Annotated in this window: 28 protein-coding genes; 22 read left to right on the plus strand and 6 right to left on the minus strand. The window is 67.7% G+C overall.

Translation table 11 applies throughout. From position 1 onward, the window contains the following. Positions 1–97: 97 nt before the first annotated feature. From urtB to GH664_RS07595, 9 genes are all read left to right on the plus strand, one after another. Positions 98–1693: an urea ABC transporter permease subunit UrtB gene (gene urtB, locus GH664_RS07555; protein ID WP_153167443.1), complete on the plus strand. Its 1596-nt coding sequence runs from the start codon at positions 98–100 to the stop codon at positions 1691–1693. Positions 1694–1700: 7 nt separating this feature from the next. After that, positions 1701–2915, plus strand: a complete 1215-nt coding sequence (gene urtC / locus GH664_RS07560; protein WP_153167444.1) for an urea ABC transporter permease subunit UrtC — start codon at positions 1701–1703, stop codon at positions 2913–2915. Then, on the plus strand, positions 2912–3790 hold the full coding sequence (urtD, locus tag GH664_RS07565; RefSeq protein ID WP_153167445.1) for an urea ABC transporter ATP-binding protein UrtD: 879 nt from the start codon (positions 2912–2914) through the stop codon (positions 3788–3790). The genes urtC and urtD overlap by 4 nt, the downstream gene beginning before the upstream one ends. A gap of 375 nt (positions 3791–4165) precedes the next feature. Next, positions 4166–4858 (plus strand): urea ABC transporter ATP-binding subunit UrtE, encoded by a 693-nt coding sequence (gene urtE / locus GH664_RS07570; protein ID WP_153167446.1) that lies wholly within the window; start codon positions 4166–4168, stop codon positions 4856–4858. Positions 4859–5003: 145 nt separating this feature from the next. Then, positions 5004–5759, plus strand: coding sequence for a molybdate ABC transporter substrate-binding protein (gene modA / locus GH664_RS07575; RefSeq protein WP_153167447.1), 756 nt, complete (start codon positions 5004–5006; stop codon positions 5757–5759). Positions 5760–5792: 33 nt separating this feature from the next. Further along, a complete protein-coding gene (gene modB, locus GH664_RS07580) occupies positions 5793–6473 on the plus strand; it encodes a molybdate ABC transporter permease subunit (protein ID WP_153167448.1) in 681 nt (226 codons plus the stop codon). 11 nt (positions 6474–6484) lie between these two features. Beyond that, complete coding sequence (gene modC / locus GH664_RS07585; protein ID WP_153167449.1) at positions 6485–7603, plus strand: molybdenum ABC transporter ATP-binding protein; 1119 nt, start codon at positions 6485–6487, stop codon at positions 7601–7603. Between the two features lie 151 nt (positions 7604–7754). After that, complete coding sequence (locus tag GH664_RS07590; protein ID WP_153167450.1) at positions 7755–8609, plus strand: trypsin-like serine protease; 855 nt, start codon at positions 7755–7757, stop codon at positions 8607–8609. 106 nt (positions 8610–8715) lie between these two features. Continuing rightward, a complete protein-coding gene (locus GH664_RS07595) occupies positions 8716–9387 on the plus strand; it encodes a class I SAM-dependent methyltransferase (RefSeq protein ID WP_228111423.1) in 672 nt (223 codons plus the stop codon). 42 nt (positions 9388–9429) lie between these two features. On the opposite strand, the gene GH664_RS07600 is transcribed toward GH664_RS07595, so the two are convergent. Beyond that, positions 9430–10308, minus strand: coding sequence for a PEP-CTERM sorting domain-containing protein (locus GH664_RS07600; protein WP_153167451.1), 879 nt, complete (start codon positions 10306–10308; stop codon positions 9430–9432). Between the two features lie 702 nt (positions 10309–11010). On the opposite strand from GH664_RS07600, the gene GH664_RS07605 reads away from it, so the two are divergent. From GH664_RS07605 to GH664_RS07640, 8 genes are all read left to right on the plus strand, one after another. Then, positions 11011–11685: an urease accessory protein UreD gene (locus tag GH664_RS07605; protein ID WP_255424918.1), complete on the plus strand. Its 675-nt coding sequence runs from the start codon at positions 11011–11013 to the stop codon at positions 11683–11685. Positions 11686–11721: 36 nt separating this feature from the next. Then, on the plus strand, positions 11722–12024 hold the full coding sequence (gene ureA / locus GH664_RS07610) for an urease subunit gamma (protein ID WP_153167453.1): 303 nt from the start codon (positions 11722–11724) through the stop codon (positions 12022–12024). Between the two features lie 184 nt (positions 12025–12208). Then, positions 12209–12514 carry an urease subunit beta gene (locus GH664_RS07615; protein ID WP_153167454.1) on the plus strand — a complete coding sequence of 102 codons (306 nt, stop codon included), beginning with the start codon at positions 12209–12211 and terminating at the stop codon, positions 12512–12514. Next, entirely contained in the window at positions 12514–14265 is a 1752-nt protein-coding gene (gene ureC, locus GH664_RS07620; protein ID WP_153167455.1) for an urease subunit alpha, read from the plus strand. The genes GH664_RS07615 and ureC overlap by 1 nt, the downstream gene beginning before the upstream one ends. Before the next feature lie 117 nt (positions 14266–14382). After that, positions 14383–14925, plus strand: coding sequence for an urease accessory protein UreE (ureE, locus tag GH664_RS07625; protein ID WP_153167456.1), 543 nt, complete (start codon positions 14383–14385; stop codon positions 14923–14925). A 77-nt stretch (positions 14926–15002) separates the two neighbouring features. Beyond that, positions 15003–15737: an urease accessory protein UreF gene (locus tag GH664_RS07630; RefSeq protein ID WP_153167457.1), complete on the plus strand. Its 735-nt coding sequence runs from the start codon at positions 15003–15005 to the stop codon at positions 15735–15737. After that, entirely contained in the window at positions 15734–16375 is a 642-nt protein-coding gene (ureG, locus tag GH664_RS07635) for an urease accessory protein UreG (protein ID WP_284440275.1), read from the plus strand. The genes GH664_RS07630 and ureG overlap by 4 nt, the downstream gene beginning before the upstream one ends. Before the next feature lie 65 nt (positions 16376–16440). Beyond that, positions 16441–17016: a HupE/UreJ family protein gene (locus GH664_RS07640; RefSeq protein WP_153167458.1), complete on the plus strand. Its 576-nt coding sequence runs from the start codon at positions 16441–16443 to the stop codon at positions 17014–17016. An 85-nt stretch (positions 17017–17101) separates the two neighbouring features. Here the strand turns inward: GH664_RS07640 and GH664_RS07645 are convergent, their stop codons facing one another. Continuing rightward, positions 17102–18082, minus strand: coding sequence for a D-glycerate dehydrogenase (locus GH664_RS07645; protein ID WP_153167459.1), 981 nt, complete (start codon positions 18080–18082; stop codon positions 17102–17104). Positions 18083–18178: 96 nt separating this feature from the next. Between GH664_RS07645 and GH664_RS07650 the strand changes: the two genes are divergently transcribed. After that, on the plus strand, positions 18179–18766 hold the full coding sequence (locus GH664_RS07650; protein ID WP_153167460.1) for an NADPH-dependent FMN reductase: 588 nt from the start codon (positions 18179–18181) through the stop codon (positions 18764–18766). Positions 18767–18829: 63 nt separating this feature from the next. Here GH664_RS07650 and trxC read toward each other — a convergent pair whose 3' ends face one another. After that, entirely contained in the window at positions 18830–19267 is a 438-nt protein-coding gene (gene trxC, locus GH664_RS07655; protein WP_194270350.1) for a thioredoxin TrxC, read from the minus strand. Between the two features lie 155 nt (positions 19268–19422). Between trxC and GH664_RS07660 the strand changes: the two genes are divergently transcribed. The 4 genes from GH664_RS07660 to GH664_RS07675 all read left to right on the plus strand — a co-directional run bounded on the left by GH664_RS07660 (position 19423) and on the right by GH664_RS07675 (position 22623). Continuing rightward, complete coding sequence (locus tag GH664_RS07660; RefSeq protein WP_153167462.1) at positions 19423–19740, plus strand: cupredoxin domain-containing protein; 318 nt, start codon at positions 19423–19425, stop codon at positions 19738–19740. A gap of 5 nt (positions 19741–19745) precedes the next feature. Next, a complete protein-coding gene (locus GH664_RS07665) occupies positions 19746–20573 on the plus strand; it encodes an FTR1 family protein (protein ID WP_153167463.1) in 828 nt (275 codons plus the stop codon). A 94-nt stretch (positions 20574–20667) separates the two neighbouring features. Next, the gene (locus tag GH664_RS07670; protein WP_153167464.1) at positions 20668–21399 is read left to right on the plus strand and encodes a hypothetical protein; all 732 of its coding nucleotides are present in this window, start codon (positions 20668–20670) and stop codon (positions 21397–21399) included. Between the two features lie 138 nt (positions 21400–21537). Then, a complete protein-coding gene (locus tag GH664_RS07675) occupies positions 21538–22623 on the plus strand; it encodes a TRAP transporter substrate-binding protein (RefSeq protein WP_153167465.1) in 1086 nt (361 codons plus the stop codon). 168 nt (positions 22624–22791) lie between these two features. On the opposite strand, the gene GH664_RS07680 is transcribed toward GH664_RS07675, so the two are convergent. The 3 genes from GH664_RS07680 to GH664_RS07690 form a co-directional block, all read right to left on the minus strand. Further along, positions 22792–23433 carry a response regulator transcription factor gene (locus GH664_RS07680; RefSeq protein ID WP_153167466.1) on the minus strand — a complete coding sequence of 214 codons (642 nt, stop codon included), beginning with the start codon at positions 23431–23433 and terminating at the stop codon, positions 22792–22794. Next, on the minus strand, positions 23434–25059 hold the full coding sequence (locus GH664_RS07685; RefSeq protein ID WP_153167467.1) for an ATP-binding protein: 1626 nt from the start codon (positions 25057–25059) through the stop codon (positions 23434–23436). Positions 25060–25197: 138 nt separating this feature from the next. Further along, complete coding sequence (locus GH664_RS07690) at positions 25198–26406, minus strand: thiolase family protein (RefSeq protein WP_153167468.1); 1209 nt, start codon at positions 26404–26406, stop codon at positions 25198–25200. Positions 26407–26408 lie beyond the last annotated feature (2 nt).

The following is a 26408-nucleotide window of genomic DNA, read 5'->3' on the forward strand; positions in this document are numbered from 1 at the left end:
CAGACCGTTTCTCTCCTCCCGTGCAGCGCCTTGGGGCCGGCTCCGGCCGGCCCGTCTTTCCCTACGGATGGGAATCCAGATGTTTCGACTGACACTGATGAAGCGAATTTTCGGGGTCGCGTTGTTGCTGACCCTGCTTGTCGCGCCAGCGCGGGCCGCGCTCGACCCGTCGCTGCTGGCCGGGTTTGCGGGCGATTTCCAGGGCCGCATGGCGGCCATCGAGGCGCTGGGCGTGGCGGGGGGCGACGATGCGCGCCGCGTGCTCGACGCGCTCGAGGCCGGCAGGCTGGGCGTCGTCGCCGGCCGGGCGGTGATCGTCGACGGCGACACCGTGCGCGATGCCGCGAGCGGCGAGGCGCTGGACCAGGGCGCCGGCGACATCGAACTCGTCACGCTCAACAACCGTGTGCGCCGCACGCTGGCGAATGCGCGCGCCGCGCTGGCACTGACCTCGGCCGACCGTGCCGAACGCCTGAGTGCCGCGATCACGCTTGGCGACAATCCCAATGAAACCCTGCTGCCGGTGTTCGACCGCGCCCTGGCGGCAGAGACCGACGAAGAGATCCGCGGCATCGTGGCGCGCGCCGCCGCGCGCATCAAGCTGGCTTCGCCCGATCCGCTGACCCGCCTGCGCGCCGTGCGGGCGCTGGGCGAATCGTCCGATCCGGCGGTCAAGAACCTGCTCGAGGGCCTGCTGCAGAAGCGCGACGGCAACTGGGTGGAGCCGCATCCCGAGGTGCGCACTGCGGCGAAGCTGGCGATCGACGACATCGAAGGCCGCATCGCCATCGCCGAGAGTGTCGGCACCGTGTTCTCCGGCCTGTCGCTGGGCTCCATCCTGCTGCTGGCCGCGCTCGGCCTGGCGATCACCTACGGCGTGATGGGCGTCATCAACATGGCGCACGGCGAGCTGCTGATGGTCGGCGCCTACGCCACCTTTTTGGTGCAGGGACTGTTCCGCAGCTACCTGCCTGCATACCTCGACTGGTACGTGGCGGCGGCGATCCCGGTCGCCTTCCTGTCGGCCGCACTGGTCGGCGTGGCGATGGAGCGGCTGGTGCTGCGCCACCTCTACGGCCGTCCGCTGGAAAGCCTGCTCGCCACCTGGGGCCTGTCGCTGGTGCTGATCCAGGCCGCGCGCGTGATCTTCGGCCCGCAGAACCTGGAACTGGCCAACCCCTCGTGGATGTCGGGCGGCGTCGAGCTGGCCGCCGGCGTGGTGCTGCCGTACAACCGCATCGTCATCATCGGCTTCGCGGTGTTCGTGCTGGTGCTGATCTGGCTGATGATGCAGAAGACGCGGCTGGGCATGTTCGTGCGCGCGGTGACGCAGAACCGGCCGATGGCCGGCTGCGTCGGCGTGCCCACCGCGCGTGTCGACACGCTGGCCTTCGCCATCGGTTGCGGCGTGGCCGGGCTGGGCGGGCTGGCGCTGTCGCAGATCGCCAACGTCGGCCCGGCAATGGGCACCGGCTACATCGTCGATGCCTTCATGGTCGTCGTGCTCGGCGGTGTCGGCCAGTTGGCCGGTGCGGTATGGGCGGCGCTCGGGTTGGGCATCGTCTCCAAGTTCCTCGAAGGCTGGGCCGGCGCGGTGATCGCCAAGATCCTGGTGCTGGTCTTCATCATCGTCTTCATCCAGAAGCGTCCGCAGGGCATCTTCGCCCTCAAGGGCCGCTTCGCCGACAGTTGAGGCCGCCATGCGCACCCCCTTCACCGTCAGACTGCTTCGCAGCACGCCGAAGTCCGGCTGGCTGGCGATCGCAGTCTTCGCCGCGATCACGCTCATCGGCGTGCCGCTCGCCCACCTCGCGCTGCCGGAGTCGAGCCCGCTGCACCTGTCGGCCTACACCGTCGGCCTGCTCGGCAAGATCCTGTGCTACATGGTCGTCGCCGTGGCGATGGACCTGATCTGGGGCTACGCCGGCATCCTGAGCCTCGGTCACGGCCTGTTCTTCGCTCTCGGCGGCTACGCCTTCGGCATGTACCTGATGCGCCAGATCGGCCGCGACGGCAGCTACGGCGCCGAACTGCCCGACTTCATGGTGTTCCTCGACTGGAAGGAGCTGCCCTGGTACTGGGCCGGGTCGGACTCCTTCCTGTGGGCGCTGTTCCTGGTCGTCGCGCTGCCCGGCGTCGTCGCCTTCGTGTTCGGCTGGTTCGCGTTCCGTTCGCGCATCAAGGGCGTGTATTTCTCGATCATCACCCAGGCGCTGACCTATGCCGCGATGCTGCTGTTCTTCCGCAACGAGACCGGCTTCGGCGGCAACAACGGCTTTACCGACTTCAAGCGCATCCTCGGTCATGACATCACGTCGCCCGAGATGCGGGTGACGCTGTTCGCGCTGTCCGCTGCCTTGCTGATCGCCTGCCTGGTGCTGGGCCGCTACCTCGTCAGCTCGCGCTTTGGCCGCGTGCTGGCGGCGATCCGCGACGCCGAGAGCCGCGTCATGTTCATCGGCTACAACCCGCTGCACTACAAGCTCTTCATGTGGACGCTGTCGGCCATGCTGTGCGGCTTGGCCGGTGCGCTCTACGTGCCACAGGTGGGGATCATCAATCCGTCGGAGATGAGCCCGGCCAACTCGATCGAGATCGCGGTGTGGGTCGCGGTCGGTGGGCGCGGCACCTTGATCGGTGCGGTGCTCGGCGCGGGCATCGTCAACCTGGCGAAGAGCTTCTTCACCGTCACCGTGCCGGAGTACTGGCCCTTCTTCCTCGGCTTCCTGTTCATCGCCGTCACGTTGTATTTGCCCGACGGCGTGGTCGGCCTGTGGCGCAAGCTGCGCGCCCGGCGCGCGCTGGCCGCTGCGCCGGATGCGGCCGAGTCGAGTGTTGCCGGGTCGAGTTCCGCCGCCGAGAAGGCCGATGCTGGGCCGGCCAACGTCACCGTTCCGAAGGGAGCCACCGCATGATCAACCTTAGCCAACTCGACCGCGCCGAGTCCGCCGCCGTCGCCCAGGCCGCGCTGCTGGCCAACGAGCAGCGCGAACAATGGGAGAGCGAGGCCACCACCAGCCACCTGGTGAGGTCGGGCGAGCTCGACCTGTCGCACAACGTCATCCTGTACCTGGACGACATCACGGTGAGCTTCGACGGCTTTCGCGCGCTGAACAAGCTGTCGCTGACCATCGACGCCGGCGAGCTGCGCTGCATCATCGGCCCCAACGGCGCCGGCAAGACCACGATGATGGACGTCATCACCGGCAAGACGCGGCCCGACTCGGGCAAGGCCTTCTTCGGCCAGACGATCGACCTCACCCGCCTGACCGAGCCGGAGATCGCCCACGCCGGCATCGGGCGCAAGTTTCAGAAGCCGACGATCTTCGAGCGCCTGAGCGCGTTCGAGAACCTGGAGCTGGCGATGAAGGCCGATAAGCGTGCGCGCCGCACGCTGTTTGCGAGCCTGTTCGACGAGGACCGCGATCGCATCGCCGGGGTGCTGAAGCAGATCCGCCTTGCCCACGAGGCCGACCGCCCGGCCGGCCTGCTGTCGCACGGCCAGAAGCAGTGGCTGGAGATCGGCATGCTGCTGATGCAGGAGCCCCGGCTGCTGCTGCTCGACGAGCCGGTGGCAGGCATGACCGACGACGAGACCGAACGCACCGCCGAGCTGTTCGTGAGCCTGGCGGGCAAGCATTCGCTGATGGTGGTGGAGCACGACATGGCCTTCGTCGAGGCACTCGGCGGCAAGGTGACCGTGCTGTGCGAAGGCTCGGTGCTGGCCGAAGGGGATCTGGCTTCGGTGCAGGCGGATCCGCGGGTGATCGAGGTTTATCTGGGGCGGTAGTTTTTGTTTGGGTTCGGGGTTGGGAGTTGGGGGTATTAACCGCCGGCTGCGCAGGGTATTCCTTCCGAAGGCTGCGGAACTCGCCCTTCGGGCTCAGACAGTCCTCGCCTTCTCCAGGAATACCCCGCACAGCCGGCTTGGCTTGGGTAATGGAAGAACGTTTAGTAAACCCAGCTAGATGGATGAGCAATTGAGCTGCGTCGTGCTTCTCGGGAAGCGGATAACCGCGGACGTCAAGCGGGCCATGCTGGGTGTTTGTGGAGAGGGCGAGGACTGTCTGAGCCGAGCGCAGCGAAGGCGAGTTCCGCAGCCCTCGGAACAAACACCCGGTGTGGCCCGCGGTTAGCAGCACCCTCGCCGATCAAGAGAGAAAAAATGCTGAAAGTAGAGAACCTGAACCAGTACTACGGCGGCAGCCACATCCTGCGCGGCCTGTCCTTCGAGGTGCCTGTCGGCAAGGTCACCACCCTGCTGGGCCGCAATGGCGTGGGCAAGACCACGCTACTGAAGACTTTGATGGGCCTCGTACCATCGGCCACCGGCAGCATCCACTTCGACGGCCACGACATCACCCGCGCCCCCTCCTACAAGCGGGTGAGCGCCGGCATCGGCTTCGTGCCGCAAGGGCGCGAGATCTTCCCGCGCCTCACCGTCGAGGAAAACCTCCTCATGGGCCTGGCGACGAAGCCGCGCGGCACCGCCATCCCGGCGCGCATCTTCGACATGTTCCCGGTGCTGCGGCAGATGATGGGCCGGCGCGGCGGCGACCTCTCCGGCGGCCAGCAACAACAGCTCGCCATCGGCCGCGCGCTCGCCTTCGGCCCGAAGCTGCTCATCCTCGACGAGCCCACCGAAGGCATCCAGCCCTCCATCATCAAGGACATCGAGCGCGCCATCCGCAGCCTGGCCGAGACCGGCGAAATGGCCATCCTGCTCGTCGAGCAGTATTACGACTTCGCCCGCGCGCTCGCCGACCAGTACCTGCTGATGGAGCGCGGTGAGATCGTCATGCGCGGCAGCGGCGCCGACATGGACGCCGACGGCGTGAGGCAGGCGCTCGCGGTGTGAAGCGGGGCGGCAGGGCTGCCGCGGGGTGTTTGCCACCTATAATGGCCCGCGAGCCAGATACGGCGTCGAGCCTGGCCCCAGTCGTGGGGCAGGCGCCCGGAGGTCATCGGCTCTTCCCGTCCAGAACAGCCCATTCCTGCCCCCCATGAAGCGAAGCCTTTCCCGCCTGACCGCCGTCCTCGGCGCAACCCTGCTGGCCTTTGCGGCGCACGCGGCGGAAGTCCGGGTCGCCGTCGCGGCCAATTTCGCCGTTCCCTTGAAGGAGATCGCCGCCCGCTTCGAGACGGACACTGGCCACAAGCTGGTCGCCGCCTTCGGGCCGACCGGCGGGCTGTATACCCAGGTGAAGAACGGCGCGCCGTTCGAGGTCTTCCTGTCGGCCGATGACTCCACGCCGGCCAGGCTGGAGCGCGAGGGCGAGGCCGTCGCAGGTTCCCGCTTCACCTACGCCATCGGCAAACTGGTGCTGTGGTCCGCCACCGCGGGCTATGTGGACGACAAGGGCGAGGTGCTGAAGAAGAACGCGTTCAGGCATTTGTCCATCGGCAACCCGAAGACGGCGCCCTATGGCCTGGCCGCGACGCAGGTGCTGGACAAGCTCGGCCTGGCCGAGGCTGTGAAGTCCAAGCTGGTCGAAGGCACCAACATCACCCAGGCCTACCAGTTCGTCGCCAGCGGCAATGCCGAGCTGGGCTTCGTCGCGCTGTCGCAGGTGTACAAGGACGGCCGCATCACCGGCGGTTCGGCCTGGATCGTGCCGGTGGCGCTGTACGAGCCCATCCGCCAGGACGCGGTGATCCTCGCCCGCGGCAGGAGCAACGCGGCGGCGGCGGCGTTTTTGGAATACCTCAAGGGGCCGAAGGCCGCGGCGGTGATCAAGGCCTATGGCTACGACCACTGAGCGGACTCGGCGCGCCCGGCTGAGGGCGGCGCGTTGAGCCTGCCCGCGTCCGCCCTCGCCGCGATCTGGCTGACGCTGGAGCTGGCGTCGCTGACCACCGTGCTGCTGCTGCTGATCGGCACGCCAATCGCCTGGTGGCTGGCGCGCACGCGCTCGCGCCTGAAGGGAGTGGTGGGCGCGGTGGTGGCGCTGCCGCTGGTGCTGCCGCCCACCGTGATCGGCTTCTACCTGCTGGTGGCGATGGGGCCGCACGGGCCGGTCGGCCGGCTGACAGAGGCGCTGGGGCTGGGCGTGCTGCCCTTCACTTTCGCCGGGCTGGTCGTCGGCTCGGTGTTCTATTCGCTGCCTTTCGTCGTGCAGCCGCTGCACAACGCCTTCGAGGCGATCGGCGAGCGCCCGCTGGAAGTGGCCGCCACGCTGCGCGCCGGACCTTGGGACAGCTTCTTCAGCGTGGTGCTGCCGCTGGCGCGGCCGGGCTTCGTCACCGCGTCCATCCTCGGCTTCGCCCACACGGTGGGCGAGTTCGGCGTGGTGCTGATGCTGGGCGGCAACATCCCCGGGAAGACTCGCACGGTGTCGGTGCAGATCTTCGACCATGTCGAGGCGATGGAGTACGCCCAGGCGCACTGGCTCGCCGGCGGCATGCTGCTGTTCTCCTTCGTGGTGCTGCTCGCCCTGTATTCCAGCCGGCGCATGCGGCCGGGGCTGGGCTGAGGTCGATGCGCATGGAGCGTCAGGGGGGCCAACCGGCCGCTGCGGCGTCTGCCATCGAGGGCGGCATCCGCGCGCGCTTTGCCGTCGGCTACCCCGGCTTTGCGCTGGACGTCGATCTGCAACTTCCCGCGCGCGGCGTCACCGCGCTGTTCGGGCATTCCGGCTCGGGCAAGACCACCTGCCTGCGCTGCATCGCCGGACTGGAACAGGGCGCGCAGGGGCGCATCGAGGTGAATGGCGAACTCTGGCAGGACAGCGCGGCGGGCGTCTTCGTGCCCACCCACAAGCGGTCGCTGGGTTACGTTTTCCAGGAGGCAAGCCTGTTTCCGCACCTGTCCGTGCGGCGCAACCTGGAATACGGCATGCGCCGCGCGGGCGCGGGCAAGGTGTCGTGGGCGCAGGCGGTGGAACTGCTCGGCATCGGCCATCTGCTCGAACGCATGCCGGACAGGCTGTCGGGTGGCGAGCGCCAGCGCGTGGGCGTGGTCCGCGCGCTGCTCACCAGCCCGCGACTGCTGCTGATGGACGAGCCGCTGGCGGCGCTGGACCTGCGGCTCAAGCGCGAGATCCTGCCCTACCTGGAGCGGCTGCATGGCGAGCTCGACATCCCGGTGATCTACGTCAGCCACTCGCCGGACGAAGTGGCACGCCTGGCCGACCACGTCGTGCTGCTGGACCAGGGCAGGGTGGTGGCACAGGGGCCGCTCACCGACACGCTGGCGCGGCTGGATCTGCCCGCCGTGTTCAGCGACGACGCCGGCGCGGTGGTGGAGGCGGTCGTCGCCGCGCATGACGAGCACTACCACCTGACGCGGCTGGATTTCACCGGCGGCAGCGTGCTCGTCGCCCGCCGTCCGGAACCGCTCGGCCACCGCCTGCGCTTTCGCGTGAATGCGCGCGACGTCAGCCTCGCGAAGGAGAGGCTGGAAGGCAGCACCATCCTCAACCTGCTGCCGGTCACGGTTTTGGATGTGGGCGACGCCGACACGCCCGCCCATGTGCTGGTGCGCGTCGACGCGCAGGGCACGCCGCTGCTGGCGCGCATCACGCGGCGCTCGTGCGAGCAACTGGGCATCGCGGCGGGGCGGCCGATGTGGGCGCAGATCAAGAGCGTGGCGCTGCTCGGGTGAATGGCGGCAAACCCTCGCGGCGACTGTGCGCCGACGGGGCTTGCAGCGGGATCGGCGTGGGCTATTGTTCAGTTCGACGGGGTTCGACGCTGCGCCGGTTGTGCCTGGCGGAACTTCGTGGTGGACGGTGCCCTGGGCAACGAGCAGTCGCGTGGGCGCGACGGGGCAGCGCGGCACAGGATGGCGTGGGCAAGGTCAGGGAGGTTATTTCATGCTGGCACCGGGAGCACTGATCCTCTGCAGCGGGAATGGGCCTGCAAGCCTTGGCTGTTTCGCCTTCCGTCATTCCAGGAAGAATGAGCTGTATGGGGTCATCGCCGCGCATGCGGCGACGCTCCAGAACCCGGTGAGTTTCGGGGACGGCGACGTGTTCGGCGTCGTCACTGAAATCCACAAGAAGCTCGATACCGCGCTCGTGACGATAGGCCGGGCGGTGAATGCGGCGCTGCGCGAGGACAACTTCAGCGTCGTCGATTTCAATGCGCCGCTGACCGGCGTCTTTCCGTTCTCGGACTACTGGAAGCTGATCGAGGGAAGCCGGACGCAGCGGCAGGAGCAGTGGTGGGCGAACAATGTGCGCATCCCCGTTCGCCACAGCGGCTTCAAGTCCAATCGTGTCGATCCGCCGGCCTTGCAGAAGAAGGGGGGCGAACGCGGGGCGGTGGCGTTCGGCACGAAACAGGCGAACATGGTGACCATGCGCGAGCGCACCTCGCGCGCCGGCGATTCCGGCGGGCCGGTGTTCACCCCCGCGCATCAGCTCGTCGGCTTCATCTCCATGGGCGGCGGCAAGACCGACTCGCGGCAGACGAGCATCGTGGTTGCCGAGCGGGTGTTTGCGGAACTGGGCCTGACGCTCGCCACCTGGCAGAACCGCGACGCGTGGCAGGCGACCCCGTCCCCGGCAAACACGGGCGCGCCCGCGTCATCGTCTTCGTCTTCCTCGTCGTCTTCCTCTTCGTCTGACGACGACCCGTTCTCCGGAATCTCGCTGGCGACCTGGTGAGCGGCCGCCACGACGGGCGCGAGCGTCAGGGACGGTAGCGGAGGGCCGCACGCGACGCGTGGCTGGCGCGCGGTTGGTGGGCGGAGCTCGCGGCTAGAATGCGGGCATGGCCGAAGCCCCCACGCCCTTGCCGCCCGCCTGTCCGGTCTGTCTCGCCGATTCGCCGCGCCATTTCATGCGTGTCGGCGCGTCCGACTACGGGCGCTGCGACGTGTGCGAGGCCACCTTCCTGCTGCCACACCAGCTTCCGACGGCGGAGCGGGAGCGCGCCGAATACGAGCGGCATCGCAACGAAGCCGATGATGCGGGCTACCTCAGCTTTCTCGCGCGCCTCTCGGCGCCGCTGCTGGCGAGGCTCGCGCCGGCGTGCGAAGGGCTGGATTTCGGCTGTGGTCCGGGGCCTGTGCTGGCCCGGATGCTGCGGAACGCCGGCCATGCGGTTGCGCTGTACGACCCCTTCTTCGAGCCCGATCGGTCGGTGCTGCAACGCCGCTACGATTTCGTCACCTGCACCGAGGTCGTCGAGCACTTTCACCATCCGGCCCAGGAGTTCGCCCGGCTCGATGCGCTGCTGCGCCCCGGTGGCTGGCTGGGCATCATGACCTGCTTCCAGACCGACGATGCCCGCTTCGCGCGTTGGCATTACCGCCGCGATCCGACGCATGTGGTGTTCTACCGCGAGGCGACGTTCCGCGTCATCGCGCGGAAATACGGCTGGTCGTGCGAAATTCCGGCGAAGGATGTGGTGCTGATGCGCAAGCGCCCTCCGCCGGCCTGAGCATGCCGGCGGAGGGCGCGCTGCGCGTATGGAGTGGCCCGTTCAGCGCGTGCGGCGCCGGCTGGCGCCCAGGGCGCCGATGGCGGCGATGCCCAGCAGTGCCAGCGTGCCCGGCTCGGGAACGCTCGTTTCCGGGCTGGCCGGATCCCGCGCCCAGACGGTGATGTGCGACAGGCCGGCCGGGTTCTTGAGTCCGTCCTTGCCGCCCGCGCGCAACGTGCCCGTAACGTCATACGTTCCCGCCCAGTTCATCACCGGCGTCGCCGCTGTCGGGTGCGTTACGCCGAACTGCTCGGCGGTGAAGTCGTAGACGGCGAAGGCGTTGGCTGACTTGAAAACGAGGGCGAACTGGTCGAAGTAGTTCTTGCCGAGAACGGTGCTCGCGCGTTGGGCCACGGTGGCATCGGGCGTCAGCGCCCAGGAGCCCTTGCCCGCGCTGTCGACCGTCGCGGTGAAGAACGAGCTCAGCACGATGCTGGTGTCCCCGCCCACGGCAGAAGGCGTGAATGTGCCTTTGGAGGGGTCGAACTTGCCGAGCATGATCCAGCCCGGATCGTCCGCCGCGCCGTCGTTGTCGAGGTCGGAAAGCGGGTGGGCGTCCGTGATGAAGGCTCCGCTGGGGAAAATGATCCGGCCGGTGCTGACCTGGAAACCGCCGTTGAGCAGCCCATCGTTCTGCCAGCCCAGGTTGTCCTGCGGGTAGTAGCCGTCGTTGCCCGAATAGGCGCCGGCGCAGGCTGCTGCGTTGAGCGACAGGTTCGACGCGATCGTGGTCAGCGTGGCGCCTGCGGTGGTGTCGCTGTACTGAGCCACGCTGGTGACTTTCACGTCGTTCAGATTGCAGGGGAGCAGACTTGTGGCTTGAGCCGTGCCAGCCGCAGCGATGAGTGACGCCGACAGGAGGAGTTGGGTGAGTTTCATATTGAATGTCCGCGGAGGGTTGTTTGCTGCTGCGGTCAGCAGGCTTCGTGCCAGAGTTCTTATCAAACTGATTTATATGATCTTTTACGGCGGCGGAGGGCTCCTCTGGCCGTCCATGTAAAATAATTCAGAAAAAACGTTTAAAAACAATTTATTGAAACGTAATTCCGCCTTGACCTGGCCTGGCGGGCGAGGACTTAAGTCACTAAGTCAATAAGCGGGGTTTTGTATTTCGTGACTCCTGTCACGGAGGTTGCCCAGGGTCGTTCATTCGAGTGCCGCGAGTCGGTCGCTGGCTGGTGAACTTGGGCCTCCGTGCTGTCAAGTTTTCCGACATGGAGGCGGAGGCAAGTGCTTGCACCAGCGTGGTGCGTCTTCCGTGTCCTGCCGGGGCAGGAAGTGGCTCATGTCATCCTTCCAAGGCCTGCCTGATCTAGTAAATCATTTTTAAAACAGGATTTTAGCGTTTTATATTCTAGATTGGCCTGAAAAATGCTTGAGTGTGGCATGAGCGTCGCTGGACTGACCCCATTGCCTGTCTCCACGTCTGCGCCCACGCCCGGTGCGTGGCGTGCTGCGCTGCGCCTGTCGTATGCAGGACGAGGGGAGCGAACTGTGTTGGCGGCGAGGTCGCATGTGGGGCCCCTCGTGGTTCAGCGGCCCTTGTACCCGGAGGGTGAGGCGGTTTGTCACACCATTTTGGTGCATCCGCCTGCCGGCATTGCCGGTGGCGACCGGCTGCGTGTCGACGTGTCGGTGGGGGCAGGGGCGCATGCCCTGCTGACGACCCCCGGCGCGGGCAAGTGGTATCGCAGCGCGGGGGCGCGGGGCGAGCTGGTGCAGCGCATCGAGGTGGCGGGCGGCGGCGTCTGCGAGTGGCTGCCGCAGGAGAGCATCGTGTTCGATGGGGCGCTGGGCGAGCTGGCGACCGAGGTGAGCCTGCAGGGTGACGCCTGCTTCATCGGCGCGGAGATGGTGTGCTTCGGGCGCACGGGTTCGGGCGAGCGCTTCGCGCGCGGGGAGCTGGCGATGCGCACGCGGATCGAGCGCGATGGTCGGCCGGTTTGGCTGGAGCGGGGTGTCGTCGAGGGTGGAGATGCGCTGCTGGGGTCGAAGGTGGGTTTGCAGGGCTTTCCGGTGAGCGGGAGCCTGCTGGTGGCCTGGCCAGGTTGCGATGCGGCGCTGCTGGAGGTGTGGCGCGGGGTGGAGCCGGTGGCGGGCGTGGGGGCGGTGACCTTGTTGCCGGGTTTGCTGGTGGCGCGCTGGTTGGGGCCGTCATGCGAGCCGGGGCGGGCGTGGTTCGCGCGGCTGTGGGCGGCGGCGCGGCCGGTGGTGGCGGGGCGCGAGGCGCAGGTGCCTCGCATCTGGAATACCTGAAGGGATTGGCAGCGCGAGGGCGTTGCGGAGGGAACGATGGAACTGACTCCACGCGAGAAGGACAAGTTGCTGGTGTTTACCGCCGGCTTGCTGGCGGAGCGCCGGCGGGCGCGCGGGTTGAGGCTGAATTATCCGGAGGCGGTGGCTTTCATTACCTGCGCGATTCTGGAGGGGGCGCGGGATGGGCGCACGGTGGCGGAACTGATGAGCTTCGGGGCGACGCTGCTGACGCGCGAGGAGGTGATGGAGGGGGTGCCGGAGATGATTCCGGATATTCAGGTGGAGGCGACGTTTCCGGATGGAACGAAGCTGGTCACCGTGCATAACCCCATCGTTTGAGAGGATTTGCAATGCTCGATTCGTGCGGGGTGCCCGCAATCGGCACGCCGGGTATTTGCGCCGCAGGCTGCGGAACTCGCCCTTCGGGCTCGGACAGTCCTCGCCTGCTCTGCAAACACCCGACATGCCGATTGCTACCGCGTAGCTTATTCGACGCGGTTCGCTGCCACTGGGAGAGGATTTGATGATCCCCGGAGAATATTTCGTCGCCGACGGCGACATCGAACTCAACGCCGGCCGCGCCACGCTGACGGTGGTGGTGACCAACACCGGCGACCGGCCGATCCAGGTCGGCTCGCACTATCACTTTGCCGAGACCAACACCGCGCTCGACTTCGATCGCGCGGCGGCGCGTGGTTTCCGGCTGAACATCGCGGCGGGTACGGCGGTGCGTTTCGAGCCGGGGCAGTCGCGCACGGTGGAACTGGTGGCGCTGGATGGCGAGCGAGAGGTGTACGGCTTCAATGGCCTGGTGATGGGAGCACTCTGATGGCGAAGATCTCGCGCCGCGCATATGCGGAGATGTTCGGCCCCACGGTGGGCGACAAGCTGCGGCTGGCCGATACGGAACTCGTGATCGAGGTCGAGCACGACTTCACGATCTACGGCGAGGAGGTGAAGTTCGGCGGTGGCAAGGTGATCCGCGATGGCATGGGGCAGGGGCAGGGTGTGTCCGCCGATGTGGCCGACACGATCATCACCAATGCGCTCATCGTCGATGCGGTGGCGGGCATCGTGAAGGCGGACGTCGGCCTCAAGGACGGGCGCATCTGGCGCATCGGCAAGGGCGGCAATCCGGACATCCAGCCGGGGGTGACGATTCCGGTGGGCGCGGGTACCGAGGTCATCGCGGGCGAGGGCATGATCCTGACCGCGGGCGGCATCGACAGCCACATCCACTGGATCTGCCCGCAGCAGATCGAGGAGGCGCTGATGTCGGGCGTCACGACGATGCTCGGCGGCGGCACCGGGCCGGCGACCGGCACTTTCGCCACCACCTGCACGCCGGGGCCGTGGCACATCCACCGCATGCTGGAGGCGGCCGAGGCGTTTCCGATGAACCTGGGCTTCTTCGGCAAGGGCAACGCCAGCCTGCCGGCGCCGCTGAAGGAGCAGGTGGCGGCGGGGGTGATCGGCCTCAAGCTGCACGAGGACTGGGGCACGACGCCGGCGGCGATCGACAACTGCCTGACGGTGGCCGACGAGATGGACATCCAGGTCGCCATCCACACCGACACGCTGAACGAATCCGGCTTCGTCGAGACGACGCTCGCGGCGTTCAAGGATCGCACCATCCACACCTTCCACACCGAGGGCGCGGGTGGCGGCCATGCGCCCGACATCATCCGCGCGATCAGCCGGCCCAATGTGTTGCCGTCGTCGACCAACCCGACGCGGCCCTACACGGTGAACACCATCGACGAGCATCTGGACATGCTGATGGTGTGCCATCACCTCGATCCGAGCATCGCCGAGGACGTGGCCTTCGCCGAGTCGCGCATCCGGCGCGAGACGATCGCCGCCGAGGACATCCTGCACGATACCGGCGCGTTTTCGATGATGTCGTCCGATTCGCAGGCGATGGGCCGCGTCGGCGAGGTGGTGATCCGCACCTGGCAGACGGCACACAAGATGAAGGTCCAGCGCGGCTGGCTGGCGCCGGCGCGCCGCGCCGCGGCAGCGGTGCCGCAGGCGGTCGCGGCCGTCGAGGGCAGCGCGGCCAACGACAACTTCCGCGTGAAGCGCTACATCGCCAAGTACACGATCAACCCGGCGATCACCCATGGCATCGCGCACGAGGTGGGCTCCATCGAGCCGGGCAAGCTTGCCGACCTGGTACTGTGGAAGCCGGCCTTCTTCGGCGTCAAGCCGAGCCTGATCCTGAAGGGCGGCATGATCGCGGCGGCGGCGATGGGCGACGCCAACGCTTCCATTCCGACACCGCAACCGGTGCATTACCGGCCGATGTTCGGCGCCTTCGGCAAGGCGGTGAAAACGTCGGTGATCTTCGTGTCGCAGGCCGCGCTGCACAACCCGGAGGTGGCCGCGCTCGGGCTGCAGAAGACGCTGGTGGCGGTGCGCGGCTGCCGCAAGGTGCAGAAGTCCCACATGGTGCTCAACGACGCCACGCCGGCGATCGAGGTCGATCCCGAAACCTATGTGGTGCGTGCGGACGGCGAGCATCTGACTTGCGAGCCGGCGACGGTGCTGCCGATGGCGCAGCGTTATTTCCTGTTCTGAACGGGGGCGGTGTAGGAGCGGGCTCGACCGCGATCCGTGCGCTGTGGCTGGCTTGATATCGCGCTCAAGCGCGCTTCTACGCAACGCATGCTCAGACCATTTTTTCATATCGATGCCATGACGACCGAAGCCGACATGATCTCCACTGCCTCCACCGCCGCACCGGCACTGTTGCTGATCGAATCCCTCTACGAGGGCGATGCGCCCGCGACCGATGGACTCGAGCTCGACTTCAACTACCGCACCAAGAGCCGCCTGCGCGCCAGGCTTGCCTCCGGCGCCGAGGTGGGACTGTTCCTGCCGCGCGGCACGGTGCTGCGCGGCGGGCAGAAGCTGCGCGCGAACGACGGGCGCATCATCGCGGTGGCCTCGGCGGCCGAGGATCTGCTCGAGGCGCGCTGCGCATCGGCGGTGGACCTGGCGCGCGCGGCCTTCCACCTCGGAAACCGCCACGTCGCGGTGGAGGTCGGCCACGACGCCGAGGGCGACTGGCTGCGCCTGCAGGCCGATCACGTGCTGGAAGGCATGCTGGTCGGGCTGGGCGCGCGCGTGCGTGCACTGCGTGCGCCCTTCGAGCCCGAGGCCGGCGCCTATGCGCCGGGCCACCAGCATCCCGGCGACGGCAGCGGCGCGCGCATCCACATGATGGCCGGGCAGTGAGCATGCGCGCCGACGCCACTGGACTGCTGCGCCCCGTGGGACCAGCGGCTGTCGCTGCTCCGGGGACGGCGGCCGGCATGATCGCCGCCGACCGCGCACCTGCAAGCCGCGAGGTCACGTCCGGCGCCGGCCTGCTGCCGCTGGTGCGCCTGCTGCAACTGGCGAGCCCGGCGCTGCCGGTCGGGGCCTACACCTATTCGCAGGGCCTGGAATGGGCGGTGGAGAGCGGCACGGTGCGCACCGAGGCGGACGCCGCCGCGTGGATCGGCGACCTGCTGGAGTGGAACCTGGCACGCTTCGAGGCGCCGCTGATGGCCTGCCAGCTCGGCGCCTGGACGGCGGCCGACGACGGCGAGGTGGCGCGGCTCAACGAAGATTTCCTCGCCAGCCGCGAGACCGCCGAGTTGCGCGCCGAGACCGTACAGATGGGCTGGTCGATGGCGAAGCTGCTGGCCGAGCTCGATGCCTTCGCCGCCTTGCCGGGCTGGCGCGCGCGGCTGCTGGCGGTCGACACGCCGTGCTTCCCGACCGCGTGGTCGGCCGCGGCTGCGGCCTGGCAGGTGGCGCCGGAGCAGGCGGTGGCGGCCTATCTGTGGGCCTGGACGGAGAACCAGGTGATGGCGGCGGTGAAGGCGGTGCCGCTCGGCCAGAGCGCCGGTCAGCGCCTGCTCGCCACGCTCGGCGCCGGCATTCCGCCGCTGGCGCAGCTTGCCCTGCATCTGCCGGAGGCACGCTGGAGCAACTACACCCCCGGTCTGGCGATTGCCAGCAGCCGGCACGAAACCCAATACACGAGGCTGTTCAGATCATGAGCACGACACTTTCAATGCATCGCGGCCCGCTCCGCGTCGGCATCGGCGGCCCGGTCGGCTCCGGCAAAACGGCGCTCACGCTGGCGCTGTGCCTGGCGCTGCGCGACAGGTACAACATCGCCGTCGTTACCAACGACATCTACACTGCGGAGGACGCGCAGTTCCTGGTGCGCAACGAGGCGCTGGCGCCCGAGCGCATCATCGGCGTCGAGACCGGCGGCTGCCCGCACACCGCAATTCGCGAGGACGCCTCGATCAACCTCGAGGCCGTCGACCGGCTCAACGCGCGTTTTCCGGGGCTGGACATCATCTTCGTCGAATCCGGTGGCGACAACCTGGCCGCGACTTTCTCGCCCGAGCTGTCGGACCTGACGATCTACGTCATCGACGTGTCGGCCGGCGACAAGATCCCGCGCAAGGGCGGACCCGGCATCACCCGCAGCGACCTGCTCGTCATCAACAAGATCGACCTCGCGCCGCTGGTCGGCGCGTCGCTGGAAGTGATGGACCGCGACGCGCGCAAGATGCGCGGCGAGCGGCCCTTCATCTTCTCCAACCAGAAGACCGGGCAGGGGCTTGCGGATATCATCTCCTTCATCGAGCGCCAGGGCCTGCTCACCGCCCCGGCCGCCGCCTGACCATCCCGCCTGGCGGGTCCTCCCGCCGGTGTCGCTGAATTGCAAACCGCTGTCGAGGACAGATCATGAAGATCCACAGACTGATGGCTACCGCCACCCTGGCCGCCGCATCGGGCGCCGCCCTGGCCCACCCGGGGCATGAAACCGCGAGCTTCGCCACCGGCTTCGCCCACCCCTTCGGCGGGGTGGACCATCTGCTGGCGATGTTCGCCGTCGGGCTCTACGCGGCGCGCCAGCCGGGCGCCGCGCGCTGGGCGCTGCCGGCCGGGTTCGTCGCGGCGATGCTGGCCGGCGCCGGCGTCAGCGCAGCGGGGCTCGTGTTGCCGGCGGTGGAGTCGGGCATCGCGCTGTCAGTGCTGGTGTTCGGGCTCTTGATCGCCTTTGCCGCGCGCCTGCCGCTGCCCGCCAGCCTGTCGCTGGTGGCGGGGTTCGCGCTGTTCCACGGCTTCGCCCATCACGCCGAGATGGGCGGCGCAGCGCTCGTCACCTACGCCGCGGGATTTGCGCTCGCCACCGCGGCGCTGCACGGTTGCGGCTATCTGCTGGCGCGCTGGATGCCGGAAAGTACGCTGGCACAAGGCGTCAAGCGTGCTGCGGGTGCGTGCATCGCAGGAGTCGGAGTGGTCTTGCTGGGAACCTGACGTAGGAGCGGGCTTGACCGCGACCGAGTTACAGAGAATCGCGGTCAAGCCCGCTCCTACGGCATCCGCTTGTGGGTGGCTCGTTTCACGCCACCTTGTTAGGCGGCACCTGCCCGGCGAAGAAGGCGCTGAGGTTGTCCACCGCCATCAATCCCATGCCGTTGCGCGTCTCGTGCGTGGCGCTGCCCAGGTGGGGCAGCGCCACCACGTTTTCCATCGCCAGCAGGGCGGCCGGCACGCGCGGCTCGTGCTCGTAGACGTCGAGCCCGGCGCCGGCGATGGTGCCTTGTGCGAGCGCTTCGACCAGCGCGGCCTCATCCACCACGTCGCCGCGCGCGGTGTTGATCAGGAAGGCGTGGCGCTGCATCGCGGCGAAGCGCGCGGCGTTCATCAGGTGGCGCGTTTCCTCGCCGCCGGGGCAGTGCAGCGACACGAAATCGGCCTGCGCCAACACCTCCTCGAGGGAGTCGCACTGCTGCGCGTCCACGCCCTCGAGCTGTTCCGGTGACAGCCGGCTGCGGTTGAAGAACACCACTTTCATGCCGAAACCCTGCTGTGCGCGCCGCGCCGTGGCTTTGGCGATGCGGCCCATGCCGATGATGCCCAGCGTCTTGCCGCTGACGCGGGTGCCGATCATGTGCGTCGGCCGCCAGCTCAGCCACTGGCCGGCGCGCACCAGGCGTTCGCCCTCGCCGGCGCGGCGCGCCACCATCAGCATCAGCATGATGGCGAGGTCGGCGGTGCAGTCGGTCAGCACGTCGGGGGTGTTGGTCACCGTGATGCCCAAGGCCTTCGCCGCCTGAACGTCGATGTGGTTGTAGCCGACACCGTAGTTGGCGATGATGTTCGCGCGCCGGCCAGGGACGTCCAGCACGTCGGCGGTGATGCGGTCGGCGACGGTGGTCAGCACGCCGTCGGCAGTCTGCAGCGCCTGCTGCAGCTCGCGTGCGGTGTATGGGCGGTCGTCCGGGTTGAGCTGCGCATCGAAGCGCGCCAGCAACTCGCGCTCGACGTCTGCGGGCAGCCGTCCGGTCACGATCACTTTCGGTCTGGCATTGGCAGTCATCGCGAGCCTCTCCCCAATCTGGATGTATCGGTCAGGGGACGGATGATGCCGCCAAAGCCGGATGCACGCCACCCAACCGCCCAAGGAGGCAACACGATGAGCAGCCCCAACATCCTGGTCATGGCCGGCAGCGCCCGGCGCGAATCGCTTGCGCGCCGGCTGGCGCAGGCCTGCGTCGCGCCGCTGCAGCATGCCGGCGCCGAGGTGAACCTGCTGGAGCTCGGCGACTACCCGGCGCCGCTCTACCACGGCGATCTGGAGGCGGCGTCGGGCCTGCCGGACTGCATCGTCAGCCTGCAGCAGCAACTGGCCGCGTGCGACGGGTTGCTGGTGGTGAATCCCGAATACAACGGGTCGATCACGCCGCTGCTCAAGAACACGCTCGACTGGTGTTCGCGTCCCAACCCCGAGGACCCCGCGCGCTCCGGCGGCGCGGTGTATGCCGGCCGTGCCGCGGCGGTGCTCGCGACCTCGCCCGGGCCGCTCGGCGGCATGCGCGTGCTGTTCCATGTGCGCGACATCCTCGGCTATCTCGGCATGCAGGTGATTCCGCAGCAACTCGCCGTCGGCCGCGCGCATGAGGCGATCGGGCCCGACCACCTGCTGCTGGATCCGAAGCAGCAGGCCACGCTCGATGGCGTGGCCAAGGCGCTGGTGGATACGGCGCGGCGCCTGCGCGCCTGAGTCGCACGGACGCCGGGGCGGCCTCGTCTTCCGTGGCGAAGCGACCCTGCGCGCGTGCCGCTGTCAGGCCGTGTGCGAGCGTGCCCAGCGCACGATGTCGGCCGCGCCCATCGCACCGGCCTGGCGGGCGATCTCGCGCCCACCGCGGAACAGCGCCAGCGTCGGGATGCTGCGGATGCCGTAGCGCGCACCCAGCGCCTGTTCCGCCTCGGTATCGACCTTGGCCAGGCGGAAGTGCGGCTCGAGCATGCCTGCCGCCTGGACGAAGGCCGGTGCCATCATGCGACAGGGCCCGCACCACGGCGCCCAGAAATCCACCAGCACCGGGATGTCGTTGCGGCCGATATGGCGGTCGAAGCTGGCGGCGCTGAGGTCCGCGGGGCGCGCGGAGAACAGCGGCTGGTGACACTGGCCGCACCGGGGGCTCTCCGCCAGGCGCGCCTGCGGCACGCGGTTGACGGCGTTGCAGTGCGGGCAGACGAGGTGCAGGGCGTCGGTCACGGTCGGGCTCCGGTCATGGCATTGCAGCGCAGATGGAGGCGGTCCGCGCGAGATCAAGATCGTCGCTGTGGCAGGACGTGGCGAGCCGCTACAAAAATTCGCACACAAACGAATGCGAATTGTTATCATTAGCGTACCGAAAACCGGAGCTTCCCATGTCGCGCCTTCTCCTTGCCCTGCTCGTCTTTCCTGCGCTGGCTGTCGCCGCGCCGCCCGAGATCTCCCTGACGATCAAGGATCACCGCTTCCAGCCGGAGGAGGTGCGTGTGCCGGCCGGACAGAAGGTGAAGCTGGTCATCCAGAACCAGGATGCGACGCCGGAGGAGTTCGAAAGCCATGAGCTCAACCGCGAGAAGGTCATTCCGGGCGGTGCTACGGCAAACGTCTTCATCGGGCCGCTGCAACCGGGCAAGTACCCGTTCTACGGCGAGTTCAACGAGAAGACCGCGCGTGGCGTGGTGATCGCGGAGTAAGGCTCGTGCTGGGTGCCGCCATCATCGTGTTTCGCGAAGCGCTCGAGGCTGCTCTGCTCATCGGCATCGTCGCCGCGGCGGCGCGCGCGCTGCCGTACCGCAACCGCTGGCTGGCCGGCGGCATCGCCGCCGGCGTGGCCGGCTCCCTGCTCATCGCCGCGCTGGCCGGGTCGATCGCCGAAGCGGTCGACGGCATCGGCCAGGAGCTGCTCAACGCCATCGTCCTCGGGCTCGCCGTCGCCATGCTCGGCTGGCACAACATCTGGATGGCACGCCACGCACGCGAGATGGTGAGCGAGACGCGCAGTGTGCTGAACGCCGTCGCCGAAGGGCGCCGCGAATTGTCGGCGATTGCCGTGGTGGTCGCGATGGCGGTGCTGCGCGAGGGCTCCGAGAGCGTGCTGTTCCTCTTCGGGCTGATCACGCAGGGCGACTCGCTGGCGCGGGTGCTGGGCGGCGGTGCGCTCGGCCTGGCCGCAGGTGCGGCGGTGGGTTGCGGCATGTACGCCGGCCTGGTGCGCGTGCCGCTGCGCTGGTTCTTCACCGTCACCTCCGGCTTGGTGTTGCTGCTTGCGGCCGGCATGGCGGGGCAGATGGCGCGCTTCCTGATCCAGGGCGATGTGCTGCCGCCGCTGGCCAATCCGCTGTGGGACACCTCGCGCCTCCTGCCCTTGAATTCGGCCGCCGGCACCCTGCTGCACGTGCTGGCCGGCTACGACCCGCGGCCCAGCGCCATGCAGGCCATCTTCTATCTCGGCACGCTCGGGCTGATCGCACTCGGCATGTTCGCCGTGCGCTCGACGCGGGCGCCGAGCGCGCGTCCCGCCACCTGAATTCCCCCCCCCCTATCGATGCACGCGCTGCCGGACACGGCGGCGTCCGTGCGTCCTCAGTCACGTCATCATCACGTCCAGGCGAAGAACCGGAATGAAGAAGCGCATCCTCCTTGCGGCAATGGCCGCCCTTGCAAGCAGCCTCGTTCAGGCCGGCCCTGCCGATTATGTCCATACGCCGCACGTCGAATATGGCGAGCGCGAAATCGAGTTCAGGGCCGGATCGGAGCGCGATCGTGGCAAGGAAGCGGCGACTGCCGGCGTCCTCGCCTTCGGAGTGGGGGTCACCCAGTCGTGGTTCACCGAGCTTGCGGTGGAATTCAAGCGCGAACGTGGCGAGAGCTTCGGCTATGAATCGTTCGAATGGGAGAACAAGTTGCAGCTCACCGAACCGGGCGAATTTCCGGTCGACCTGGGCGTGCTGGTCGAGATCGAGCGTGCGCGGGATCACGCCGAAGGCTGGGAGCTCAAGCTCGGGCTGCTGACGCAGAAGGATTTCGGCAAGCTGCAGGTGAACTTCAACCTGATGGGCGAGCGCCATTTCGACGCCGAAGAGCGGAGCGTGACGGAACTGGGCTACGAGTGGCAGGCCAAGTACCGCTGGCGGCCAGAGTTTGCGTTCGGCCTGCAGGGCTTCGGCGAAGTCGGCAAGTGGAACAACTGGGAAGGCTCGGAGCGACAGGAGCACAAGATCGGCCCGGCCATCTTCGGCAGGCTGCCGGCAGGTGGTCGCCAGGCGATCAAGTACGACGCCGCCTACCTGGTCGGTCTCACCCGGGCGACACCGGACCATACCCTGAGGCTGGCTGTCGAATTCGAATTCTGAAAGCACGCGGCGCGCGGCCAGTGTTCGCGATCGCCAAACAGTGTTTTTCCATTGTTGTGTCTTTTTGCATGACACCACAGAATCTCGAGACTCTTTCCGTAGTCCCGTGATACGACCTTGAACAACAATGGAGACACCATGCAGCGTCGCGACTTCCTGAAGAAAGCTTCCGTGGGAGCCGTGGCTGGCGCTTCCGTCAGCCTGGCCGCACCCGCCATCGCCCAGTCGCAGCCGACCGTCAAGTGGCGCATGACCTCCAGCTTTCCGAAGAGCCTGGACACGATCTACAACTCCGCGGACATCCTCGCCAACCGCGTGCGCGAGCTGACCGGCGGCAAATTCGACATCCGCGTGTTCCCGGGTGGCGAGATCGTGCCGGCGGGGCAGGCGCTCGACGCGGTGCAGGCCGGCACGGTGGAGTGCTGCCACACCATCTCCAACTACTACAACGGCAAGAACAAGGCCTTCGCCTTCTCGGGCCTGCCCTTCGGCATGAACACGCGCCAGGCCACCGCCTGGCTGTACCAGGGCGGCGGCAACGAGCTGCTCAACGAGTTCTACGCCAAGTACAACGTGATCGGTTACCTGGGCGGCTGCACCGGTGCGCAGATGGGCGGCTGGTACCGCAAGGAGATCAAGACCCTGGACGACATCAAGGGCCTCAAGATCCGCATTGCCGGCTATGGCGGTGAGGTGTTCGCCGCGCTCGGCGCCATTCCGCAGCAGATCCCGGCCGGCGATACCTATGCCGCGCTGGAAAAGGGCGCCATCGACGCGGTGGAGTGGATCGGTCCCTACGACGACGAGAAGCTGGGTTTCGACAAGGTCGCCAAGAACTACTACTACCCCGCCTTCTGGGAGCCGGGTTCGTTCTCGCACTTCTTCGTCAACAAGGACGAGTGGGCCAAGCTGCCCAGGGAGTACCAGGCCGCGTTCGAGGTCGCCAGCTACGAGGCGGCGGCGAAGATGATCAGCGCCTATGACACCAAGAACCCGGCTGCGCTCGCACGTCTGCTGCAGAAGGGCGTCAAGCTGCAGAAGTTTCCCGACGACGTCATGCAGGCGGCGTACAAGGTGGCGTTCCAGCTCTACAACGACGAAGCCGCGAAGAATCCGGATTTCAAGAAGATCTTCACCGCCTACGACAAATTCCGCCGCAGCTCCAACGCCTGGTTCAGCGTGGCCGAGATGAACATCGACCGCTTCCTGCAGACGGCGAAGTGATCCCTTCGCACTGCCGGCTGCAGGCCGGCAGTTGCCGCGAGGATTTTTCGGCGCATCTTCGGGAGCCTGTCCCTCTCCCTCTACCCTCTGACAGGCTTCCCTTCATGGCTGCCGCCCTTCACGGGCCGGCAGCCAATTTTTTGGGCCCTTCCGCAGGGTGCCCCTGCCTCAGCTCGCGGGGCTGCGTTCCCCGCCAGCGGCGTCGTGCCGAGCGATCAGCCGCTGCAGTTCGGATGTGGTGCTCACGTCCATCTTGCGCAGCACGTTGGCGCGGTGCACGTCGACCGTCTTCGGGCTGATGCCGTACCGACGGGCGATCTCCTTGCTCGTCAGGCCCTCCTTGATCGCGTCCAGAATCTCGATCTCGCGCGCCGACAGCTTGCCGATGCGCTGTTGCCAGGCGGCCTGCTGGAGGCGGCGCGCATGACGCTCGCGGGCGATGCGCATGACCTTGTTCACCGCGTCGAGAAAGTCCTGCGGCTTGAACGGCTTCTGCAGGAAATCGGCCGCGCCCAGTTGCATCGCGTTCACCGCGGCCGGGATGTCGCCGTGTGCGCTGAGGAAGAACAGCGGAATGTCGAGCGCCTCGTCGACGAGCCGCTTCTGCAGTTCCAGCCCGCTCATCTCCGGCATGCGCAGGTCCAGCACCGCGCACAACGGCCCTTCGGCTTGGCGCGCGGCGTCCACGAAGGCTTGCGGCGAAGTGAAAGTGCGTGCGCGGATCTTCACCGAATCGAGCAGCCAGACCAGGCCTTCCAGCACCTCCGGCTCGTCATCGACGATGAACACTTCGACACTCGTGTCGCTCATTCAGCGCTCCACCGTTCTCAGGGTGAATTTGAAGGACGCCCCGCGACAACGCGACGGCACCAGGCGCAGCGCGCCGCCGTGCGACTCGACGATGTTGCGGCAGATCATCAGCCCCATCCCCAGCCCCGTCGGCTTGGTGGTGAAGTAGGGCTCGAAAAGCCGTGCCGCGGCATCGGGCGAGATCCCGGAACCCGTGTCGCGGACGACGACTGCCAGCATTGCATGCTTGTCGCGTTCGAGGCGAATCTCCAGCCGCCGCTCATCGACCGGCGTGTCCTGCATGGCGTCCAGCGCGTTCATCAGCAGGTTGACCAGCACCTGCTGGATCTCCACTGCATTGCAGCGCACCAGCGGAAGATCCGCGTCGGCATGCACCTCCGGCCGCAACTGGGCCGCGCGCAGTTGCGGCTCCATCAGCGCCAGGGTCTTGCGCAACAGTGCGCCGAGGTCGGTCTCGACCTGCGGTACCGGCTTGCGCGACACGAAGGAGCGCACGCTGCGCATGATCTCGGTGGCGCGCTCGAGATGTCCGGCAATCTTGTCGACGGCGATCTGCACGTCGGCGAAGGTGGCGCTGCCGTGTTGCAGCCTGAGGTGCAAGCCGCCCACGTAGCTCTGGCAGGCGTTCAGCGGCTGCCCCAGCTCGTGCGCCAGCGCCGACGTCATCTGCCCCATCAGCGACAGGCGCGACGCGTGGGCGAGCGCTTCCTGCTGCTGGCGCTCGCGCTCGGCGGCGCGCCGCTGCCGGGTGACGTCGGTGAAGGCGAAGATGGCGCCGAGGCCATGGCTGCGCAGCGGCGCCGCCGTCACCGCGATCTCGCGCACCTTGCCGGCGGTGGTGAGCCAGCGGAACTCGAAGCGGTCCTCGCCCTGCAGGTCGCCGGTGACATGGCGTTCGAGCAGGCTGGCAAAGGAGGTCGTGCCGTCGTCGGTGAGCACGTAGGCATCGTTCTCGAGCATCTCCATCGCGTGCTTGCGCGAGCGCGCCGCGATGCTGCGCTGCAGGACGCGATTGACCTCGATGGCGCAGCCCTGCGCATCCGCGACGAGCAGGCCGAGCGGCAGCTTGCGGAACAGCGTGCGGTATTTTTCCCTGCTCTCCGTCAGTGCGAGCTGCGCCGCGCGCCGACGCTCGATCTCCGCGCTCAGCGTTGCATTGCTGCGCTCCAGGCTGCGCGTGCGGGCCTGCACCGTCTGTTCCAGGCGCGCGTTGGCACGGCGCAACTGCTCCTCCGCATGCAGCCGGTCGCTGACGTCCTGCAGCACCCAGACGGTGGGCGACGTAGGGTCGGCAGGATCGATGCGCTGGCCGGACAGCGTGCACCAGAAGGTCTCGCCGTCCCGGCGCCGCATTTCCAGGTTGTGGGTGTAGCGACGATCGCGGGTGATGGCCGCGTAATTGCGGCCCACGGCGTCGAAGGCGTCCTGAGAAGCGTAGATCACCCGCACGCTCTGGCCGTTCAGCTCGCCGTCGGCGTAGCCGAACATCTCGTTCATGCGCGCATTGGTCCACAACAGGCGCCGATCGGCGACGAAGCAGATCCCCACCAGCGCGTTGTCGAGCACCAGCTCGTACGGGAACTCGTAGCCGTCGAAGGAGAATCGTCCGGCTTCGTGGTCCGGCATGGGGCTGCGCCTTGTCGTTGGTTGGCGGTCGCGCAATGGTAAATCAAGGGAAAAAACGGCGCCGAGCCCCGATGAGGGCCCGCCGCCGGGTCTGGATGGGGTGTCCCGGTGCGGGGGACACCAGTCACGTTCGTCCGGTCAGGCCCGCTCGAGCAGCACCGCGATGCCCATGCCGCCGCCGATGCAGGCGCTCGACACGCCGTAGCGCGCCTGGCGCTGCTGCAGTTCCAGCGCCAGCGTGCCGGTGATGCGCGCACCGCTGCAGCCCAGCGGATGGCCGAGCGCGATTGCGCCGCCATTGACGTTCAGGCGTTGGTACAGCGGCGAATTCATGTCCCAGCCCATCTCCTTCATGCAGCCCAGCACCTGCGCGGCGAAGGCCTCGTTGATCTCGAACAGGTCGACCTGGTCCATTGCGAGGCCGGCCTTCTTCAGCACCTTCGGGATGGCGTAGGCCGGCCCGAGGCCCATCACCATCGGGTCGAGCGCGGCGATGGCCCAGTCCACCACGTAGGCGATGGGCTTCAGGCCCAGTTCGCGGCACTTGTCTTCCGACATCATGACCAGCGCGGCGGCGCCGTCGTTCATGCCTGTAGCGTTGCCGGCGGTGACGTTGCCGTCTTTCTGGAAGGCTGGCTTCAGCTTCGCCAGGCCTTCGAGCGTGACGTCGCCCTTGGGGTGCTCGTCGGTGTCGATGACGATCGAGCCCTTGCGCGTCTTGATCTCGTAGCCGACGATCTCCTGCGCCAGGCGGCCGCGCTCCTGCGCTGCCTTCGCCTTCATCTGGCTGTCGAAGGCGAAGCGGTCCTGGTCCGCGCGCGACAGGCCGTAGCGCACCGCGACGTTCTCGGCGGTGTTGCCCATCCACACCGGCGGGTAGAGTTCGTTGGGCGCGGCGTTGAAGTGCGACTGCTCGTTGGCGCACTTAAGCTGCTGCGACCCGTTGCGCAAGCCCTGGTAGCGCGCCGACAGTGGCAGGTAGAAGGGTGCCCGCGACAGCGCCTCGGCGCCGCCGGCGACGACGATGTCGGCCGCGCCGGTGACGATCTCCTGCCACGCCGAGGCCACCGCCTGCAGGCCCGAGCCGCAGATGCGGTTGACGGTGAAGCCCGGCGTATTGACCATGCCACACAGCAGCGCGGCGTCGCGCGCCACCTGCGGCGCATCGGTGCTCGAGATGACGTGGCCGAGGATGACTTCATCGACTTGCTCGGCCTCGATGCCGGAGCGCTTCATCGCCTCGGTGATGGCGGCGGCGGCGAGGGATTCGACCGGGACTTCCTTCAGCGCGCCGAGGAAGGCGCCGACCGCGGTGCGCGCGTAGCTGGTGATCACAACCTTTTTCATGG

Source organism: Thauera sp. 2A1 (genome assembly GCF_009469595.2).
Classification (GTDB): domain Bacteria; phylum Pseudomonadota; class Gammaproteobacteria; order Burkholderiales; family Rhodocyclaceae; genus Thauera.

What these genes read in the sequence shown, in the direction of transcription:
- urtB (WP_153167443.1), top strand. Translation starts at nt 98, where the DNA reads ATGAAGCGAATTTTCGGGGTCGCGTTGTTGCTGACCCTGCTTGTCGCG.
- urtC (WP_153167444.1), top strand. Translation starts at nt 1,701, where the DNA reads ATGCGCACCCCCTTCACCGTCAGACTGCTTCGCAGCACGCCGAAGTCC.
- urtD (WP_153167445.1), top strand. Translation starts at nt 2,912, where the DNA reads ATGATCAACCTTAGCCAACTCGACCGCGCCGAGTCCGCCGCCGTCGCC.
- urtE (WP_153167446.1), top strand. Translation starts at nt 4,166, where the DNA reads ATGCTGAAAGTAGAGAACCTGAACCAGTACTACGGCGGCAGCCACATC.
- modA (WP_153167447.1), top strand. Translation starts at nt 5,004, where the DNA reads ATGAAGCGAAGCCTTTCCCGCCTGACCGCCGTCCTCGGCGCAACCCTG.
- modC (WP_153167449.1), top strand. Translation starts at nt 6,485, where the DNA reads ATGGAGCGTCAGGGGGGCCAACCGGCCGCTGCGGCGTCTGCCATCGAG.
- GH664_RS07595 (WP_228111423.1), top strand. Translation starts at nt 8,716, where the DNA reads ATGGCCGAAGCCCCCACGCCCTTGCCGCCCGCCTGTCCGGTCTGTCTC.
- GH664_RS07600 (WP_153167451.1), bottom strand. Translation starts at nt 10,308, where the DNA reads ATGAAACTCACCCAACTCCTCCTGTCGGCGTCACTCATCGCTGCGGCT.
- ureA (WP_153167453.1), top strand. Translation starts at nt 11,722, where the DNA reads ATGGAACTGACTCCACGCGAGAAGGACAAGTTGCTGGTGTTTACCGCC.
- GH664_RS07615 (WP_153167454.1), top strand. Translation starts at nt 12,209, where the DNA reads ATGATCCCCGGAGAATATTTCGTCGCCGACGGCGACATCGAACTCAAC.
- ureC (WP_153167455.1), top strand. Translation starts at nt 12,514, where the DNA reads ATGGCGAAGATCTCGCGCCGCGCATATGCGGAGATGTTCGGCCCCACG.
- ureE (WP_153167456.1), top strand. Translation starts at nt 14,383, where the DNA reads ATGACGACCGAAGCCGACATGATCTCCACTGCCTCCACCGCCGCACCG.
- GH664_RS07630 (WP_153167457.1), top strand. Translation starts at nt 15,003, where the DNA reads ATGATCGCCGCCGACCGCGCACCTGCAAGCCGCGAGGTCACGTCCGGC.
- ureG (WP_284440275.1), top strand. Translation starts at nt 15,734, where the DNA reads ATGAGCACGACACTTTCAATGCATCGCGGCCCGCTCCGCGTCGGCATC.
- GH664_RS07640 (WP_153167458.1), top strand. Translation starts at nt 16,441, where the DNA reads ATGAAGATCCACAGACTGATGGCTACCGCCACCCTGGCCGCCGCATCG.
- GH664_RS07645 (WP_153167459.1), bottom strand. Translation starts at nt 18,082, where the DNA reads ATGACTGCCAATGCCAGACCGAAAGTGATCGTGACCGGACGGCTGCCC.
- GH664_RS07650 (WP_153167460.1), top strand. Translation starts at nt 18,179, where the DNA reads ATGAGCAGCCCCAACATCCTGGTCATGGCCGGCAGCGCCCGGCGCGAA.
- GH664_RS07660 (WP_153167462.1), top strand. Translation starts at nt 19,423, where the DNA reads ATGTCGCGCCTTCTCCTTGCCCTGCTCGTCTTTCCTGCGCTGGCTGTC.
- GH664_RS07670 (WP_153167464.1), top strand. Translation starts at nt 20,668, where the DNA reads ATGAAGAAGCGCATCCTCCTTGCGGCAATGGCCGCCCTTGCAAGCAGC.
- GH664_RS07675 (WP_153167465.1), top strand. Translation starts at nt 21,538, where the DNA reads ATGCAGCGTCGCGACTTCCTGAAGAAAGCTTCCGTGGGAGCCGTGGCT.
- GH664_RS07680 (WP_153167466.1), bottom strand. Translation starts at nt 23,433, where the DNA reads ATGAGCGACACGAGTGTCGAAGTGTTCATCGTCGATGACGAGCCGGAG.
- GH664_RS07685 (WP_153167467.1), bottom strand. Translation starts at nt 25,059, where the DNA reads ATGCCGGACCACGAAGCCGGACGATTCTCCTTCGACGGCTACGAGTTC.
- GH664_RS07690 (WP_153167468.1), bottom strand. Translation starts at nt 26,406, where the DNA reads ATGAAAAAGGTTGTGATCACCAGCTACGCGCGCACCGCGGTCGGCGCC.